The organism is Streptomyces glaucescens, assembly GCF_000761215.1.
Lineage (GTDB): Bacteria > Actinomycetota > Actinomycetes > Streptomycetales > Streptomycetaceae > Streptomyces > Streptomyces glaucescens_B.
The window spans coordinates 4,833,271-4,849,877 of sequence record NZ_CP009438.1; the positions used below are offsets into that span (position 1 = coordinate 4,833,271).

The window sequence follows — 16,607 nt, forward strand, 5'->3', positions numbered from 1 at the left end:
CACCGAGGAATGCCGCTTCCCCGCCGGGGAGGCGGCATTCGCGTGTCCCCCGCCATAGCGCGCGAACCTCTTCTATAGCGAACTCGTGACACAAACCTCTCTTGAGGCGGCAGATCGCCCCCCGGCATACTTCCTGTTCCGGGGGGCGTACGAGCATGTGTGCGGGACCACCCCCGGCCGGGTGAACGGGGAATTCGCCCGGTACCTCAACTCCAGGGGGAGTTTTGCGCAGACAAGCGAAGCGAGCGGGCGCCGCCGCGGTAGCCACCGCGGCCGCCGTGGCCCTCGCCGCGGGACTGACCACCCCGGCGTCGGCGAAGGCCGGGCAACCCGCTCACAGCAGCGCCGAACTGACGTCCCAGCACCACATCACCCTGATCACCGGTGACCGGGTCACGGTGGACGCCAAGGGACGCGTCGTCGGCGTACAGCCGGCGAAGGGGCGCGAGCACATACCCGTACAGATCCGCAAGGCCGGCGGGCACACGCTCGTCATACCCGCCGACGCGGCCCGCCTGGTCGCCACCGGCAAGCTCGACCAGCGGCTGTTCGACGTCACCGAGCTGAACAAGTCCGCCACCCGCAAGTCCCAGAAGCAGGGCCTGAAGGTCATCGTCGGCTACCGGGGCACCGCGGGCGCCGCGAAGGGCGACGTCCGCGACGCGGGCACCCTCCGCCACAGCCTGAAGGCCCTGAACGCGGACGCCGTGCAGACCCCGTACGCGGACACGCAGGAGCTGTGGCACGCCGTCACCGACGGCGACCGCACCGCCTCCGGCATCGCGCACGTCTGGCTCGACGGAGTGCGCCGCGTCAACCTCGACAAGTCCGTCGCGCAGATCGGCGCCCCCAAGGCGTGGGCGGCCGGCTACGACGGCAAGGGCGTGAAGATCGCCGTCCTGGACACCGGTGTGGACGCCACCCACGCCGACCTCAAGGACCAGGTGGTCGCGTCCAAGAACTTCACCAAGGCCGCCGACGCCGGCGACAAGTTCGGCCACGGCACCCACGTCGCCTCGATCGCGGCCGGCACCGGCGCGAAGTCCGGCGGCAAGTACAAGGGCGTCGCGCCCGGCGCCGACATCCTCAACGGCAAGGTCCTCGACGACTCCGGCTTCGGCGACGACTCCGGCATCCTCGCCGGCATGGAGTGGGCGGCCGAACAGGGCGCCGACGTCATCAACATGAGCCTCGGCGGCCCGGACGGCCCGGAGATCGACCCGCTGGAGGCGGCGGTCAACAAGCTGTCCGCCGACAAGGGCGTGCTGTTCGCGATCGCCGCGGGCAACTCCGGCCCCGAGTCGGTCGGCTCGCCCGGCACCGCGGACGCCGCCATCACCGTCGGCGCCGTCGACGACAAGGACGAGCTGGCGGGCTTCTCCAGCACCGGCCCGCGCCTCGGCGACGGCGCCATCAAGCCCGACGTGACCGCGCCCGGCGTGGACATCACCGCCGCCTCGGCCAAGGGCAGCGTCATCGCGCAGGAGGTCGGCGAGAAGCCGGCCGGCTACCTCACCATCTCCGGCACGTCGATGGCCACCCCGCACGTCGCGGGCGCCGCCGCGATCCTCAAGCAGCAGCACCCGGACTGGACCGGCGCCCGCATCAAGGCCGCGCTGACCGCGTCCACCAAGGGCGGCGCGTACACGCCGTTCGAGCAGGGCTCGGGCCGGATCCAGGTCGACAAGGCGATCAAGCAGACCGTCGTCGCCGAGCCGGTGTCGGTGAGCTTCGGTGTGCAGCAGTGGCCGCACACCGACGACAAGCCGGTCACCAAGCAGCTCACCTACCGCAACCTCGGCACGCAGGACGTCACCCTGGCCCTGTCCGCCAAGACCGCCAACCCCAAGGGACAGGCGGCCCCGGCCGGGTTCTTCAAGCTGGCCGCCACCAAGGTCACGGTGCCGGCCGGCGGCACGGCCTCCGTCGACTTCACCGTCAACACCAAGCTGGGCGGCACCCTCGACGGCGCCTACTCCGCGTACGTCACGGCGACGGGCGGCGGCCAGACCGTGCGCACCGCGGCGGCCGTGCAGCGCGAGGTGGAGTCGTACGACGTCACCCTGAAGGTGCTGGACCGCGCCGGACAGCCGGCGAAGAACTACAACGCCGGCCTGGACGGCCTCACCGGCCTGGGCAAGGACAAGTGGTACTCGCCCTACGACCCGGACGGCACCGTCACCGCCCGCGTCCCCAAGGGCACCTACATCCTCAACGCCGGCATCTTCGTGGGCACGGACCCCGAGAAGTACGAGGGCGCCGACTGGCTCGCCCAGCCCAAGCTGAGCGTCACCCGCAACACCACGATCACGCTGGACGCGCGCAAGGCGAAGCCGGTGAACATCACCGTGCCGGACGCCGCAGCCAAGCCCGCCTACCTCTCGGCCGACTTCACCGTCGAGGCCGACGACAGCGTCTTCGTCTACGGCTGGGGCCTGGAGTCGTTCGCGAACTTCCGCACCGCCCACCTCGGCCCGCAGGTCACCGACGGCTCGCTGTCCCAGCAGTGGGAGGGCCACTGGACCAAGGGCGCCAACGAGCAGTACGACACCAGCATCGGCGCCAAGGTGAAGCAGCTCGCCACCGGCTACACCAAGCACTACAAGCCCGGTGACCTGGCCCGCGTGAAGGTCGCCATGGGCGCCCAGGCCGCGGGCAAGAAGGGCGCGGTCTCCGCCATCGGCTGGCTGCCCGGCAGCTACGGCGCCTCCTCCATCGCCATCCCGCAGAACCTCCCCGGCACCCGCATCCTCAACCTGTCCACGCAGGGCGGCATCCGGTGGGACCTGGAGTTCGAGCAGTACGGCGGGGTGGACGCGGAGGGCTGGCCGCTCACCGAGTCGTACTACTCGTTCGGCTCCGGACTGGCCCTCAAGGCCGGCCAGACCTACTCCCGGACGGTCCAGAAGCCCGTCTTCGGCCCGACCCTCAACAGCGAGTTCGGCCTCTGGCGGGACGGCAACGAGATCTACGGCTACCTGCCGCTGTTCGCCGACTCGTCGAGGAACCCCGGCTCGACCGTGTTCACCTCGGTGGCCACCACCCTCTACCGCAACGGCACCAAGGTCGGCACCAACGACGACCCGCTGTTCGGCGAGAAGGCCTTCAAGGTCCCGTCCGGTGACGCCGCGTACAAGCTGACCACCTCGGTCAAGCGGAGCAGCAAGGTCACCGCCTCCTCCACCCGGATCGACGCGAGCTGGACCTTCCGCTCCAAGAAGCCCGCCGGCTCGGCCAAGCTCCCGGCCTCCACCGCCCGCTTCAACGCCGTCACCGGCCTGGACGGCAAGGTCACCGCGGGCAGGACCGCCACCTTCCCGGTCACCGTCGAGGGCGCGGCCAAGGGCAGCAACCTCAAGTCGCTGCACGTCTACGCCTCGTACGACTACGGCCAGACCTGGAAGAAGCTCACGGTCACCAACGGCAAGGTCACCGTGAAGAACCCGGCGAAGGGGAAGGCCATCTCCTTCCACGCCAAGATCACGGACAAGAAGGGCAACAAGTCCACGATCTCGATCTACAACGCCTACTACGGCAAGTAGCAGGCAGCCGGACCGCCCAGGGCCTCGGCGCCGTCACACCGACGGTGCCGAGGTCCTCGCGTCCGCCCCCCAGCTCGCCAGCAGGCGCAGCGCCTCCGCCGACGGCGAGCCCGGCTCGGCGTGATACGTCACCAGCGACTGCTCCCCGTCCGCGGGCAGCCGGAACGTCTCGAAGGACAGCGTCAGCTCGCCGACCAGCGGATGCCGCAGCAGCTTCACGCCGTACGCCTTCTCCTTCACATCGTGCCGCGCCCACAGCCGCCGGAAGTCCTCGCTCTTCACGGACAGCTCGCCGACCAGCGCCGACAGCCGCGGATCGTCCGGATGACACCCCGCGTCCAGCCGCAGGTAGCCGACCACGTCCGACGCCTTCTGCTCCCAGTGCGTGAACAGGTCCCGGTAGTCCGGACGCAGGAACACCAGCCGCGCCCAGTTCCGCTCCCGCTCCGGCAGCTTCGACCAGTCACCGAACAGCGCCGCCGCCATCCGGTTCCACGCCAGGACGTCCGAACGCCGGCCCACGACGTACGCCGGCACCCCGTCCAGCGTGTCCAGCAGCTGCCGCAGCGCCCCGCGCACCTGCTGGGTGCGGCACGCCGCCCGCTTCCTGTGCTGCTTCGGCTTCGCCAGATGCGTCAGATGGGCGTGCTCCGCGTCACTCAGCCGCAGCGCCCGGGCGATCGCGTCCAGCACCTCCGCCGAGACGTTGTTCCCGTTGCCCTGTTCAAGCCGGGTGTAGTACGCCACCGAGACCCCGGCGAGCTGAGCCAGCTCCTCGCGCCGCAGCCCCGGCACCCTGCGGTGCCGCCCGAAGTCGGGCAGGCCCACGTCCTCCGGCTTCAGCCGGGCCCGCCGGGTGCGCAGGAACTCGCTCAGCTCCGCCCGCCGGTCCAGACCGGCCCCCCGGTCCTCGGCGGGCTCGGGCACGGCGTCGAGCTGTTCGTCCATACGTCCAGTATTCACGGTCGTACGACGACGAGCCTGACCCCGCCAGTGGTACGCACGGCGGACGTACGCAAAAGCGTGGTCTGGGTGACCGCCGCGATCTCGGGGAGGCTCGACGGCGTGCCCGGACGGAAGACAGAAGGCAGCCGGGCACGAGACCCCCCGCTAGGAGACCCCTCGGCATGACCACTGTCGCCGCATACGCCGCCCCCTCCGCCAAGGCGCCGCTGGAGCGCACCACCATCGAGCGGCGGGAACCCGGCGAGTTCGACGTCCTGATCGACATCAAGTTCGCCGGCATCTGCCACTCCGACATCCACCAGGCCCGCGAAGGCTGGGGCGAGGCGATCTTCCCGATGGTGCCCGGCCACGAGATCGCCGGAGTCGTCGCCGCGGTCGGCTCCGGCGTCACCAGGTTCGCCGTCGGCGACCGGGTGGGCGTCGGCTGCATGGTCGACTCCTGCCGCGAGTGCGAGAACTGCAAGGCCGGCCAGGAGCAGTACTGCATCAAGGGCAACGTCCCCACCTACAACGGCATCGGCACGGACGGCCGGCCCACCTACGGCGGCTACGCGCAGACCGTCGTCGTCGACGAGAACTACGTCGTCCGCATCCCCGACGCCCTGCCCCTGGACGTCGCCGCGCCGCTGCTGTGCGCGGGCATCACCCTCTACTCCCCGCTCAAGCGCTTCGGCGCCGGCCCCGGCAAGAAGGTCGCCGTCGTCGGTCTCGGCGGCCTCGGCCACATGGGCGTGAAGATCGCGCACGCGCTCGGCGCCGAGGTGACGGTGCTGTCGCAGTCGCTGCGCAAGAAGGACGACGGCCTCAAGCTGGGCGCCGACCACTACTACGCCACCAGCGACCCGAAGACCTTCGAGGAGCTCGCGGGCACGTTCGACCTGATCGTCTCCACCGTCTCCGCCCCGCTCGACTTCGGCGCGTACCTCTCGCTGCTGAAGACCGAGGGCACCCTGGCGAACGTGGGCGCCCCCGAGGAGCCGATCTCCCTGAACCTGTTCTCGCTGATCGGCGGCGGCAAGACGCTGGCCGGCTCGATGATCGGCGGCATCGCCGAGACCCAGGAGATGCTGGACTTCTGCGCCGAGCACGGTCTGGGCGCCCAGATCGAGGTGATCCGCGCGGACCAGATCAACGAGGCCTACGAGCGGGTCCTCGCCAGCGACGTCCGCTACCGCTTCGTGATCGACACGGCGACGATCTGACGTCCCCCGGCGCACCGGAGGCCGCCGGCCTCCGGTGCGCCCCGGCGTGCGCCCGGCGGCCCGAGGACCGGAACCGGGACCGCCGGGTGGGGCCTAGCTATAGAGGGCCTGTCGTTTGGATCACCCCGGCGTCGCGGGTCGGTCGAGAGGCTCCGGACCTCAAGCCGGGCTGATCCGAACGAAAGGCCCTAGCCGACGCCGTTGAGGCCCCACCACTCGCCGTCGGTGCGCTCGCCCGCGGCCAGCGTGCCGGTGTCCCGGCCCCGGTAGGTGACCAGCCAGCCCAGGTGGCCCGGGTAACCGTCGATGACGTACCTGTCGTTGGTCACCGTGGCGAGGTCGGGACGCCCGTCCCCGGAGAAGTCACCGACCGAGATGAAGTTGGCCATGGCGTTCCAGCCACCGGAGCCGACCGGCTTGCGGGCGCCGAGCTTGCCGGCCGTGGTGCCCGGGTAGAGCCACAGCTTGCCGGTGGCGGCCTCGCGGGCGTACAGGTCGGCACGGCCGTTGCCGTTCACGTCGCCGATGCCCACGAGGGCGTTCATGGCGTTCCAGCCGCCGGAGCCGATCAGCTTGCGGGCGCCGAGCCTGCCCGTCGTGGTGCCCGGGTACAGCCACAGCTTCCCCGTCGCCTTCTCGACCGCCAGCAGGTCGGAACGGGCGTCGCCGGTCAGGTCGCCGAAGGCGGTGATCTTGGTCATGCCGTTCCAGCCGCCCGAGCCGAGCAGCCGGCGGCTGCCGAGGGAGCCGGTGCCGGTGCCGGGGTACAGCCACAGCTTGCCGGTGGCGGCCTCCCGGGCGATCAGGTCCTCACGGCCGTCGCGGCTGAAGTCGCCGTGCCGGGTGAGGGTGTTCATGCCGTTGAAGCCGCTGCCGACGAGCCGGCCCGTGCCGTTGCCCGGGGTGAACCACAGCCGCCCCACGTCGTCCCGGACCAGGACGTCCGCCCTGCGGTCCCCGTTCATGTCGCCGAACCCCTGCGCCTTCGGAGAGGTCTGCGCGTACCAGCGGGGGTAGGCCTTCTGGCTGCACTCGCGCTCGGTGCGGACGAACTTGACCGAGCTGGTGGTCGCGGTCGGCGACGAGGTGAGTTCCCCCGGCGAGTTCGGGTCCTGGGGGAAGTAGCCGCCCCAGGGCGACCAGTCCTTGTCCTCGTAGATGCAGGCGATCACCTTCGTACGGTTGACGTACGAGCGGATCCTGTCGTCCCAGCCGCCCAGGTCCGCGACGCTCTTGCTCGTCTTCCACATCGAGCCGGTGGCGCCCTCCCCCGACCACCCGCAGAAGTAACCCGCGGGGCAGTCGTACGAGTCGGCCGCCGCCGGCGCCGCACTCACGGCGCCGAGCCCGGTACCGGCCAGCACGAGACCGACGAGTGTCGCCGTGCCCCGGGTCAAACGATTCCGCATACGCTGCGTTCCCCTCCCATGTCCTGCGCGCCCGAAAACCCCTGCCCCGCAGAACTCCGGGCTCCCCGGGCGGTCATGGCAGGTGCTCGGCGGCTGTCCGACGCAAGCCAGGTGATCGTAGAGCACGGGAGCGCCCACCGCGCCGCCGCGGTCCGCCCGGCGCGGGCGAGGAGACGGGCGAAGCGGGGCCAAGGAAGCGGGGACACGTCCGACCGTGCGTCACCGCCGCTGCGGACACGTCGTCGAGGCCGGCGACGGTGACGTCGAGCATGTCCAGTGCGCGCGGCGGGGCCGCGGGGTCCCGGCGCGGATCCGGGGCGGGGCGGCCGGCCGCGGCCGGGTAGGCCCGGGTGGCGTCGCATCCGAGCGGGCGGCACACCGCAGGGCGGTGTGCCGCGGGGCGAGCGGCGACTGCCGGTCACGCATCCCGCGTCGCGTGGGTCCCCAAGCCCACGCGGCGCCGTCAGCCCTCGGCCGGGGCCACCCCGATCGGGCAGGACACCCCCGTGCCGCCGATGCCGCAGTAGCCTGCCGGGTTCTTGTCGAGGTACTGCTGGTGGTACGCCTCGGCCGGGTAGAAGGGGCGGCCGGAGGCCGGGAGGATCTCCGTGGTGATGCGGCCGTAGCCCGAGGCGGTCAGGACCTTCTGGTAGGCCTCGCGGGAGGACTCGGCGGTGGCGGCCTGCTCGGGGGTGTGGGTGTAGATCGCCGAGCGGTACTGGGTGCCGACGTCGTTGCCCTGGCGGAAGCCCTGGGTCGGGTCGTGGGACTCCCAGAAGGTCTTGAGGAGGCCGTCGTAGGAGACGACGGCCGGGTCGTAGACCACGCGGACGACCTCGGTGTGGCCGGTCAGGCCCGAGCAGACCTCCTCGTAGGTGGGGTGCTCGGTGTGGCCGCCCTGGTAGCCGACCAGGGTGGTGTACACGCCTGCCGGGAGCTGCCAGAACTTGCGCTCGGCGCCCCAGAAGCAGCCCAGGCCGAAGTCGGCGGTCTCCAGGCCCTCCGGGTAGGGGCCGAGGAGCGGCGTGCCGAGGACCGTGTGGCGCTCGGGGACGGTGAAGGACGGCTCCGGGCGGCCCTTCAGCGCCTGCTCGGGGGTGGGCAGGGTGGGCGTACGGCTGAAGAGCATCGTTTCCTCCTTGGACCGGGGTACCGGGGCCGACGGCGTGGTGGTGCCGTGGTGTGGTGTCTGTGACAACGTCCGGCCGGGCGGTCAGATTCCGCCGCGTGACTTCAGGACCTGCGCCGCGCTGTAGTCGCGTTCCCCCGTGTACGCCCTGATCATGCCCTCCCGGCTGCCGCGGTACGACCACGGCACCGCGTCGATGTAGCCGTCGACCAGGCGGAACTGCTCGACCGCCTCCTCGTGGCGGTCCTGCCAGAACAGCAGGCTGGCCAGCAGGTGGCGGACCTGCGGGAGCCGCCGGTCGCCGGGGTCGGCGGCGGCCGCCGCGGCCACGTCGGCGAGGGCCGCGTCGACCGCCTCGACGACCTCCGGGCGCTTGTAGAACTCGTCCCGGTTGAGGTCGTCGTGCGCGATGTCGTACTCGAAGTACGCCCGCAGCGGCAGCAGGGTCAGGAGCCGGCCGGGCCGGCCCCGCTCCGCCGCCGAGCGGGCGAACGCCTCCGCCAGCTCGTGCGAGCCGCACCACTTGGCGCACCAGTACTGCAGGGCGGCGGAGTGCGCGGCCAGGTGGTGCGGGTCGCGTTCCATGACCTGTGCCCAGAGCTTCTCGAAGCGGTCGTGCGGGTAGCCCTGGCCCATCGCCAGCGGCAGCTCGGCGATGAACGGGCAGGGGTCGTCACCCGCGAGGGACTGCGCGTGCGCGCACGCCTGTCCGGCCTGCTCCAGCACCCGGTGGAAGCCGGCGAACTGTTCGCCGGTGGTGTGCTGCGCGTACCCGCCGCCGCGGATCTCCCAGGCGAGGCCGATCAGCGACCTGGCGTGCACCAGGGCCGCGCCGGGGTCCTCCGGGTGCGCGGTGCGCCAGGCCAGCAGCCAGGAGTCGTCCTTCACCGCCTCGTGCGCCAGGACGCCGGCGCGCCGGTCGCGCTCCTCCCAGTCCCGCCCGGCCTCGGCCAGCCAGTCGGCGCCCTCCCGCCAGTTCCCGGCCCGGACCGTTTCGCGGACGGCCGTGGCCCGCGGGTCAGGGGCGCGGTCGTGGTCGGTGTCCAGCCGGTCGCCGGGCAGGAAGCCCAGCTTGGCCGCCGCCTTCGGCAGGTCCCCGGTGCGCACGCCGCCCGGACCCTTGGTGTGCTTGCGGAACCAGATCACGAGGCCGATGAGGAGGAGGAGCATCGGGATGACGATGTGCATGGGCGGGTGTCCTAGGGGAGAGGGGCGGCCGGCGGGGTCCGTCAGGTGGCGGGGGCCAGGAGTCTGCGCAGCTCGGTGGTGTCCGGTATGTCGTTCACCACGGCGTCCAGCGCCTGCTTCAGCCACGCCTCGTGGCCGTCCGGCAGGCGCAGCCGGGCCGCTTCGGTCCAGGACAGCTCCCAGTGCGCCCGGCCCTGGCGGGCGAGTTCCACGGTGACCAGGCGGGCGAGGCGGGCACGCAGCCGGGGCCGGGCGAACTCGCGGGCGGCGCGGCCCGTGGCGGCCTGCGCCTCGGGGGACTTGGGCAGCAGGTCGGCGAGCTGCCACAGCCGGCCCGCGTCGGCGGCGTCGAGGAACGCGGCGAGGGAGCCGTCGCCGCCCTGCGTCTCGGCGACGGCCCGGCGCAGCGGCTCCGCGTCCTGCTCGGCCTGCCGGAGCATCGACCGGTGGACCAGGTCGGGCCAGTCCGCGGCCCGGTTCAGGCGCTGTGCCTCGGGGGTGAGGACGGCCGCCGCCAGGTCGGCGAAGGCGCGGGCGGGGTCGGTGAGCAGGGCGAGGGCGGGGCGGGCGCCGGCCGGGGTGCGGCCGTCGTCGGGGAGCTCCTCGATGCGGGCGACGCGTTCGGCGATCGGCGGGTGGGAGTCGTACGGGGACTGCTCCTGCTCGGGCAGTCCGGCGCGCAGCTCGTCGAGTTCGGCGGCGCGTGCGGCGAGCAGCCGGCGCAGTCCGCCGAAGACCTCGCCGGGCGGCGGCAGCAGGCCGGCGCCGGTGCCGAGGGTGGCGTAGGACTGCATGTAGAAGTCGTGGGCGGCGTCCAGGACGGGAATCTCGCGCAGCGCGGAGGCGGTGGCGTCACGGCCGGCGACGCGGGCGGCGGCCAGGTCGGCGGCGAGTTCCTGCTGCCGGGCCACGCCCTGGGAGGTGCGCAGGTAGAAGGTGCCGTACCAGAGGAACGGCTTGGCGGCGAGGCGGTAGCTCAGGCCCGCCGGGCCGGGGTCGACGGCTGCGGCCTTCTTGCCGCGGGCGATCCGTCTGGCGTTCTTCCTCTCCAGCCGGGCCTGCTCCCGGGCGGCCTTCTCCTGCGACCGCTCGTGCAGGTTGGCGACGGTGCGCAGGACCTGGCGGCGGCCGCGCAGGGTGAGCGCGGTGAGGCGGGTGTCGTGGTGGGTGTAGTGGCCGAACTCGTGGGCGAGGACGGAGCGGAGCTGGGGCTCGTTCAGGCCGGCCATCAGCGGCAGGCCGACGTACATCCGGCGGCGGCCGGGCAGCAGGCCGAGCAGCCGGGTGTCCTCGGCGACGGCCGCGTTGACGTCGCCGGTGAGCACGATCTCGTCGGGCGCCCGGGTGCCGGTGAGCTCGGCCAGCTCGCGTACGGCGGCCCACAGCCCGGGTTCGCGTTCGGGGGTGACGGAGAGGCCGGGCGGCGGCTCGTCCTTGGGAGCGCGCAGCGCGAACATGCCCTGCACGATGGGGAGCGCCACGAGCGCGCTGATGAACCAGATCTTGGCGGTCAGGGCGCCGACGCCGGCCTCGGCGAAGGCCCAGTCGACGGCGGCCAGGGCGCCGAGCATGACGAAGCCGAGCAGATAGAAGCCGGCGAGCAGGACGAGGGCGCGCAGCGCGCGCAGAGTTGCGCCCATGTCGGGCTGTTCCCCCCACAGCATTGCTGAAAATGGACATGGCAAAGGCCATATGGGGGGAACGATGCCTTATCCCAGGTCAGGGGGGCAACGTCATTTGGTGCACTGGTCCCTTGAGTCCGCGGCCGCGGATCGGGCGCGGCGGCCGGTCCCGGTCGCGGACGCCCGCTCAGTGCGGCAGCGTCGCCGGGCTGCCGCCGTTCGCCTCGTAGCCCGCCACGGCCAGGGCGCGGTAGACCGCGAACTCCGCCGCCGGGTCCGGTGACAGCGTCCACGGCAGGGCGCCGACATGACCGTCCACGTGGATCAGCTGGTCCATGGCCTCCGCCCAGCGCTCGCCCCGCACCAGGAAGAACACCAGCAGATGGCGGACGTGCGCCAGCATCGGGTCGTCGGCGCGGGCCGAGTGGACCGCGTGCAACGCGCCGTGCACCGCCTTGGTCACGACCTCGCTCTGATAGAACCCGCTGACCAGGTTGACCTCGGGCAGGTGCTCGAAGACCGAGAACAGCGGCATCGCCGCCAGCAGGGAACCCTGCGGCGCGCGGGCCGCCGCGGCCTCCGCGAAGGAGGTCGCCAGCTCACGCGAGCCGTGCCACTTCTCGCACCAGTAGTGGAGGGCGGCGAGGTGCGCCCCCATGTGGTTCGGCGCGCGGTCCAGGATCTTCAGCCAGAGCTGCTCGAACTCCGCGCGCGGATAGGCGAGGCCGCGGGCCACCGACAGCTCGATGATGTACGGGATCGGGTCGCCGGGGGCGAGCAGCGCCGCGTCGGCGCAGGCCGCCCTCGCCTCCTCCATGATGATCCGGAACGCGTCCGTGCCGGGCGTCGCCGTCCGCCAGGCCTGCTGGACCAGGAATTCGGCGTGCACCGCCGCGCCGCCCGCGTCCTTGGGCTGCTCCGCCCGCCAGACCCGCAGCCACTGGCCGCCGGGCGCCTCCACGGCGTCGCCCGGGCGCTGCTGGAGCTCCAGGGAGGCGGCGCCCGCGAAGGCCTGCACGCGCTGCCAGCGCAGCTCGCCCGCCGCCTCGGTGCCGGCCAGCAGCTGGGCCGCCGCGCGGTGGTCCTGGGTGCGCTGCACCAGGTCCAGGACGTCCAGCAGGTCCTGGTCGGGGCCGGGCATCCGCACGTCCAGCTCCTCCTGGCGGACGAAGCCGTAGTTCGCCGGGTCCGCGGCGTCCGGGTGACCGGGCGGGACCTGCTCGATCATGCCGCGCCGGCGCCTGAGGTAGGGGAGCAGCACGAAGCTCAGCATGAGCAGTGCCATCAGGACCCAGAGAATCTCCATGCCCCAAGCGTTCCAGACGCCTGTGACACTTGGCCAACCCGGTCCGCGGCCTGTGGACGACGGGCTGTGGAAAACCCCCGCGGCACACGGTGCCCCGCCGCCGCGCGGCCGGGTGCTCCGCGGACGAGGGTTTCCCCCGTCTGTCAGCGCACGTCATCCACTCCGTTCGCGCATTACGCTCGGTGCACATGAGCGACAGGCACATCAGTCAGCACTTCGAGACGCTCGCGATCCACGCGGGCAACACCGCCGACCCCCTGACCGGCGCGGTCGTCCCGCCCATCTACCAGGTGTCGACCTACAAGCAGGACGGCGTGGGCGGGCTGCGCGGCGGCTACGAGTACAGCCGCAGCGCCAACCCCACCAGGACCGCCCTGGAGGAGAACCTCGCCGCCCTGGAGGGCGGGCGCCGGGGTCTCGCGTTCGCGTCCGGACTGGCGGCCGAGGACTGCCTGCTGCGCACGCTGCTCAGCCCCGGCGACCACGTGGTCATCCCGAACGACGCGTACGGCGGCACCTTCCGGCTGTTCGCCAAGGTCGTCTCCCGCTGGGGCGTGGAGTGGTCGGTCGCGGACACCGCCGACCCGGCCGCCGTACGGGCCGCGATCACCCCGAAGACCAAGGCCGTGTGGGTCGAGACGCCGTCCAACCCGCTCCTCGGCATCACCGACATCGCCGCCGTCGCCCAGGTCGCCCGGGACGCGGGCGCCCGGCTCGTCGTCGACAACACCTTCGCCACCCCTTACCTCCAGCAGCCGCTGGCGCTCGGCGCGGACGTCGTCGTGCACTCGCTGACCAAGTACATGGGCGGCCACTCGGACGTCGTCGGCGGCGCCCTGATCACCGCCGACGAGACGCTGGGCGAGGAACTGGCGTACCACCAGAACGCCATGGGCGCGGTCGCCGGGCCGTTCGACTCGTGGCTGGTGCTGCGCGGCACCAAGACGCTGTCGGTGCGCATGGACCGGCACAGCGAGAACGCCACGAGGATCGCCGACATGCTGACCCGGCACGCGCGCGTGACCCGCGTGCTCTACCCCGGCCTGCCCGACCACCCCGGGCACGAGGTCGCCGCCAAGCAGATGCGGGCGTTCGGCGGCATGGTCTCCTTCCGGGTCGAGGGCGGCGAGGAGGCGGCGGTCGAGGTGTGCAACCGCGCGAAGATCTTCACGCTCGGCGAGTCCCTGGGCGGTGTCGAGTCGCTGATCGAGCACCCCGGGCGGATGACGCACGCCTCCGCGGCCGGCTCCGCGCTGGAGGTCCCGGGCGACCTGGTGCGCCTCTCGGTGGGCATCGAGAACGTCGACGACCTGCTGGAGGACCTCCAGCAGGCGCTCGGCTGACCGGCGTCGCTCACCAGCCCGTGAGCGGTGGGGTCGTCCGGGACGGCGGCTCCACCCACGGGCGTGCGGTCAGCGCCCACACCGTGAACGCCACGACCGCCGCGAGCAGCAGCAGCGCGGCCACGCGGCGGGCGAGCACCCGGCGGCGCAGCAGCCGGCCCCCGCGGCGCAGCACCTGCGCGTACAGGTCGGGCGGCACCGTCGCCGGGCCGGCCCGTTCCATGATCCGCCGCGCGGCGGCCTCCCGCTCCTGCCGGTTCACCGGGACACCGCCTGCGGCGCCGAGCCGTGCGGCGGGTGCAGCAGGGTCGCCGTGGCGCGGTCGCAGACCGTGCGGACGCGTTCCCGGGGCAGGCCCAGCAGCGCGGCGGTCTGCTCCTCGGCGACCCCTTCGAACAGCCGCAGGACGAGGATCAGCCGCTCCTGCGGGGCGAGCCGGGAAAGCGCGGTCCCGGGGCCCGGGCGGAACCGGTCCAGGACGCCGCCGTGGTGGTGCCAGGCCGCGCGGGCGAACCGGGTGGCCAGGTACTGGCGGGCCCGGTCGTACGGATCCTCGCCGCGCAGCCCGTCCCAGCACGCGTACGTGTGCGCGAGGGCGAGGGTGAGCAGCCGCCGCGCGCGCGGGTTGTCGTGCGGGGACTCCGCCGTGAGCAGGGTGGCGGTGTGCAGCAGCCGGCCGGCCGCGCCCGCCGTGAACGCCTCGAACTCCCGGGTCCGGCGCCTGCCGTCGGACACCCGCCGCTGTCGCACCGCGCCTCCCCCGTGACCCCGGGACACCGGCCCCGGCACCACCACGGGGCCCGGTCTCATATGAGGGCAGGGGCGGTCTTTCGGTCAAGAGCTGTGCACGCCTCGCGCGCGGGCGGCCGCCCGCGGCGCGGGCTCAGGACTGCGCCGCCGGCTCCGTCACCGTCGCCGCCGACATCCGGTCGGAGAGCGCGACATTGAAGCGGGTGAGGAGCGCGCAGAACGCCTCGCGCTCCTCCGGCGCCCAGTCCTGCGTCAACTCGGCCATCAGCTGACGCCTGGACGAGCGCACCTCCTCCAGCCGCGACAGGCCCCGCGGGGACAGCTGGAGCACGACGGCCCGGCCGTCCTCGGGGTGCGAGGTGCGCTTGACGAGACCGGAGTCGACGAGCGGGGCGACCTGCCGGGTGACCGTCGAGGAGTCGATGCCCATGCTGCAGGCGAGCGCCTTGACGCCCATCGGCCCCTCCTTGTCGAGCCGGTTGAGCAGCAGATACGCGGCGCGGTCCATGGAGTTGCGCACCTGTCCGACGCCGCCGAGCCGGGTCTGTTCGGCACGGCGGGCGAACACCGCCACCTCGTGCTGGAGCGTGTCGAGAAGACCGGTGTCACCGACGGTCGTCATGTCCATCGACATGTCAGGTGTTGTGGGCATGGCCGGGGGCTCACTTCATGAAGGGGTGCTGGGTTGGGGGACAGGGTACGCGGCCCGGACGCGGGTCGTACCGGCGCTGCGCAAACCCGTCTCGGAGGTTGGTCACACCCCGGCGTCCCGCCCGTGAACTGCGATGCTTGAACCATGAGCCACCGCACCGCCGACCCCCTTCGGACCGTCACCCTCGACGACGTACTCGGTGCCCAGAAGATGCTCACGGAGATCGCCCGGGTGACGGCCATGGAAGGCAGCCGCCACCTCACCCAGCTGGTCGGCGCACCGGTCCACCTCAAGTGCGAGAACCTCCAGCGGACGGGTTCGTTCAAGCTGCGCGGCGCCTACGTGCGGATCGCCGGGCTGCTGCCCGAGGAGCGGGCAGCCGGGGTGGTCGCCGCGAGCGCGGGCAACCACGCGCAGGGGGTGGCGCTCGCGTCGGCGCTGCTCGGGGTGCGGGCGACGGTGTTCATGCCGAAGGGCGCCCCGCTGCCGAAGATCAGCGCGACCCGGGAGTACGGCGCCGAGGTGCGCCTGCACGGCCACGTGGTCGACGAGACGCTGGCCGCCGCCCAGGAGTACGCGACCCGCACCGGCGCGGTGTTCATCCACCCCTTCGACCACCCCGACGTCATCGCGGGCCAGGGCACGGTCGGCCTGGAGATCCTGGAGCAGTGCCCGGAGGTGCGCACCGTCGTCGTCGGCATCGGCGGCGGCGGGCTCGCGGCGGGCATCGCGGTCGCGGTGAAGGCACTGCGGCCGGACGTGCGCATCATCGGCGTGCAGGCGGCGGGCGCGGCGGCCTACCCGCCCTCGCTCGCGGCCGGGCGCCCGGTCCCGGTCGAGAACCCGGTGACGATGGCCGACGGCATCAAGGTCGGCCGGCCCGGCGACGTGCCGTTCGCGCTCGTCGGCGCGCTGGTCGACGAGGTCCGCACGGTCACCGAGGACGAGCTGTCCACCGCGCTGCTGCTCTGCCTGGAGCGGGCGAAACTGGTCGTGGAGCCGGCCGGGGCGAGCCCGGTCGCGGCCCTGCTGAGCGACCCCGGCTCGTTCGAGGGGCCGGTGGTGGCGGTGCTGTCGGGCGGCAACGTCGACCCCGTGCTGATGCAGCGCGTGCTGCGGCACGGCATGGCCGCGCAGGGCCGCTACCTCGCCGTCCGGCTGCGCCTGACGGACCGCCCGGGGGCGCTGGCGACGCTGCTGGGGGTGCTGTCGCTGGCCGACGCCAACGTCCTCGACGTGAGCCACGTCCGGACCGATCCACGGCTCGGGCTCACGGAGGCGGAGGTGGAGCTGCACCTGGAGACGAAGGGCCCGGCCCACTGCGCCGAGGTGGGCGAGGCGCTGCGCGCGGCGGGCTACACGGTCATCGGCTGACCGCGCCGCACCGGCACCGCCGGGGCCCGGCCGAGCGCCGGGGAACGGCGGAGTGCCGGGGAACGGCGGAGCGCCGGGGTACGGCGGAGCGGCGCGCGGTACGGCCGCGCCCCCGGTGCGACGT

Annotated in this window: 13 protein-coding genes; 4 read left to right on the plus strand and 9 right to left on the minus strand. The window is 72.9% G+C overall.

The features are described from left to right. Positions 1–224 precede the first annotated feature (224 nt). Entirely contained in the window at positions 225–3,542 is a 3,318-nt protein-coding gene (locus SGLAU_RS21040) for a S8 family peptidase (RefSeq protein ID WP_078957815.1), read from the plus strand. 33 nt (positions 3,543–3,575) lie between these two features. Here SGLAU_RS21040 and SGLAU_RS21045 read toward each other — a convergent pair whose 3' ends face one another. Next, entirely contained in the window at positions 3,576–4,490 is a 915-nt protein-coding gene (locus SGLAU_RS21045; RefSeq protein ID WP_043503647.1) for a helix-turn-helix domain-containing protein, read from the minus strand. Between the two features lie 179 nt (positions 4,491–4,669). Here SGLAU_RS21045 and SGLAU_RS21050 point away from each other — a divergent pair, with 179 nt between their 5' ends. Further along, positions 4,670–5,710, plus strand: a complete 1,041-nt coding sequence (locus tag SGLAU_RS21050; RefSeq protein WP_043503648.1) for an NAD(P)-dependent alcohol dehydrogenase — start codon at positions 4,670–4,672, stop codon at positions 5,708–5,710. A 188-nt stretch (positions 5,711–5,898) separates the two neighbouring features. On the opposite strand, the gene SGLAU_RS21055 is transcribed toward SGLAU_RS21050, so the two are convergent. The 5 genes from SGLAU_RS21055 to SGLAU_RS21075 form a co-directional block, all read right to left on the minus strand. Next, positions 5,899–7,119, minus strand: a complete 1,221-nt coding sequence (locus tag SGLAU_RS21055; RefSeq protein ID WP_043503650.1) for an FG-GAP-like repeat-containing protein — start codon at positions 7,117–7,119, stop codon at positions 5,899–5,901. Positions 7,120–7,582: 463 nt separating this feature from the next. After that, complete coding sequence (gene msrA, locus SGLAU_RS21060) at positions 7,583–8,248, minus strand: peptide-methionine (S)-S-oxide reductase MsrA (protein WP_043503653.1); 666 nt, start codon at positions 8,246–8,248, stop codon at positions 7,583–7,585. Positions 8,249–8,332: 84 nt separating this feature from the next. Continuing rightward, on the minus strand, positions 8,333–9,436 hold the full coding sequence (locus SGLAU_RS21065; protein WP_043503655.1) for a hypothetical protein: 1,104 nt from the start codon (positions 9,434–9,436) through the stop codon (positions 8,333–8,335). Positions 9,437–9,477: 41 nt separating this feature from the next. Continuing rightward, entirely contained in the window at positions 9,478–11,076 is a 1,599-nt protein-coding gene (locus SGLAU_RS21070; RefSeq protein ID WP_043503656.1) for a M48 family metalloprotease, read from the minus strand. A gap of 169 nt (positions 11,077–11,245) precedes the next feature. After that, a complete protein-coding gene (locus tag SGLAU_RS21075) occupies positions 11,246–12,364 on the minus strand; it encodes a hypothetical protein (protein WP_043503658.1) in 1,119 nt (372 codons plus the stop codon). A 188-nt stretch (positions 12,365–12,552) separates the two neighbouring features. On the opposite strand from SGLAU_RS21075, the gene SGLAU_RS21080 reads away from it, so the two are divergent. Beyond that, the gene (locus SGLAU_RS21080; RefSeq protein WP_043503659.1) at positions 12,553–13,707 is read left to right on the plus strand and encodes a cystathionine gamma-synthase; all 1,155 of its coding nucleotides are present in this window, start codon (positions 12,553–12,555) and stop codon (positions 13,705–13,707) included. Positions 13,708–13,717: 10 nt separating this feature from the next. On the opposite strand, the gene SGLAU_RS36310 is transcribed toward SGLAU_RS21080, so the two are convergent. From SGLAU_RS36310 to SGLAU_RS21095, 3 genes are all read right to left on the minus strand, one after another. Continuing rightward, positions 13,718–13,969: a hypothetical protein gene (locus tag SGLAU_RS36310; protein WP_043503660.1), complete on the minus strand. Its 252-nt coding sequence runs from the start codon at positions 13,967–13,969 to the stop codon at positions 13,718–13,720. Beyond that, positions 13,966–14,457 (minus strand): sigma factor-like helix-turn-helix DNA-binding protein, encoded by a 492-nt coding sequence (locus SGLAU_RS36315; RefSeq protein WP_043503662.1) that lies wholly within the window; start codon positions 14,455–14,457, stop codon positions 13,966–13,968. Before SGLAU_RS36315 ends, SGLAU_RS36310 begins: the two co-directional genes overlap by 4 nt. 133 nt (positions 14,458–14,590) lie before the next feature. Then, a complete protein-coding gene (locus SGLAU_RS21095) occupies positions 14,591–15,091 on the minus strand; it encodes a MarR family winged helix-turn-helix transcriptional regulator (protein ID WP_208868999.1) in 501 nt (166 codons plus the stop codon). A 162-nt stretch (positions 15,092–15,253) separates the two neighbouring features. Between SGLAU_RS21095 and ilvA the strand changes: the two genes are divergently transcribed. Beyond that, on the plus strand, positions 15,254–16,483 hold the full coding sequence (ilvA, locus tag SGLAU_RS21100; RefSeq protein ID WP_043503664.1) for a threonine ammonia-lyase: 1,230 nt from the start codon (positions 15,254–15,256) through the stop codon (positions 16,481–16,483). Positions 16,484–16,607: the final 124 nt, after the last annotated feature.

Bases quoted from the DNA above. Each gene is read 5' to 3' on its own strand.
- SGLAU_RS21045 (WP_043503647.1), bottom strand. From the start codon at position 4,490: ATGGACGAACAGCTCGACGCCGTGCCCGAGCCCGCCGAGGACCGGGGG.
- SGLAU_RS21050 (WP_043503648.1), top strand. From the start codon at position 4,670: ATGACCACTGTCGCCGCATACGCCGCCCCCTCCGCCAAGGCGCCGCTG.
- SGLAU_RS21055 (WP_043503650.1), bottom strand. From the start codon at position 7,119: ATGCGGAATCGTTTGACCCGGGGCACGGCGACACTCGTCGGTCTCGTG.
- msrA (WP_043503653.1), bottom strand. From the start codon at position 8,248: ATGCTCTTCAGCCGTACGCCCACCCTGCCCACCCCCGAGCAGGCGCTG.
- SGLAU_RS21065 (WP_043503655.1), bottom strand. From the start codon at position 9,436: ATGCACATCGTCATCCCGATGCTCCTCCTCCTCATCGGCCTCGTGATC.
- SGLAU_RS21070 (WP_043503656.1), bottom strand. From the start codon at position 11,076: ATGGGCGCAACTCTGCGCGCGCTGCGCGCCCTCGTCCTGCTCGCCGGC.
- SGLAU_RS21075 (WP_043503658.1), bottom strand. From the start codon at position 12,364: ATGGAGATTCTCTGGGTCCTGATGGCACTGCTCATGCTGAGCTTCGTG.
- SGLAU_RS21080 (WP_043503659.1), top strand. From the start codon at position 12,553: ATGAGCGACAGGCACATCAGTCAGCACTTCGAGACGCTCGCGATCCAC.
- SGLAU_RS21095 (WP_208868999.1), bottom strand. From the start codon at position 15,091: ATGTCGATGGACATGACGACCGTCGGTGACACCGGTCTTCTCGACACG.
- ilvA (WP_043503664.1), top strand. From the start codon at position 15,254: ATGAGCCACCGCACCGCCGACCCCCTTCGGACCGTCACCCTCGACGAC.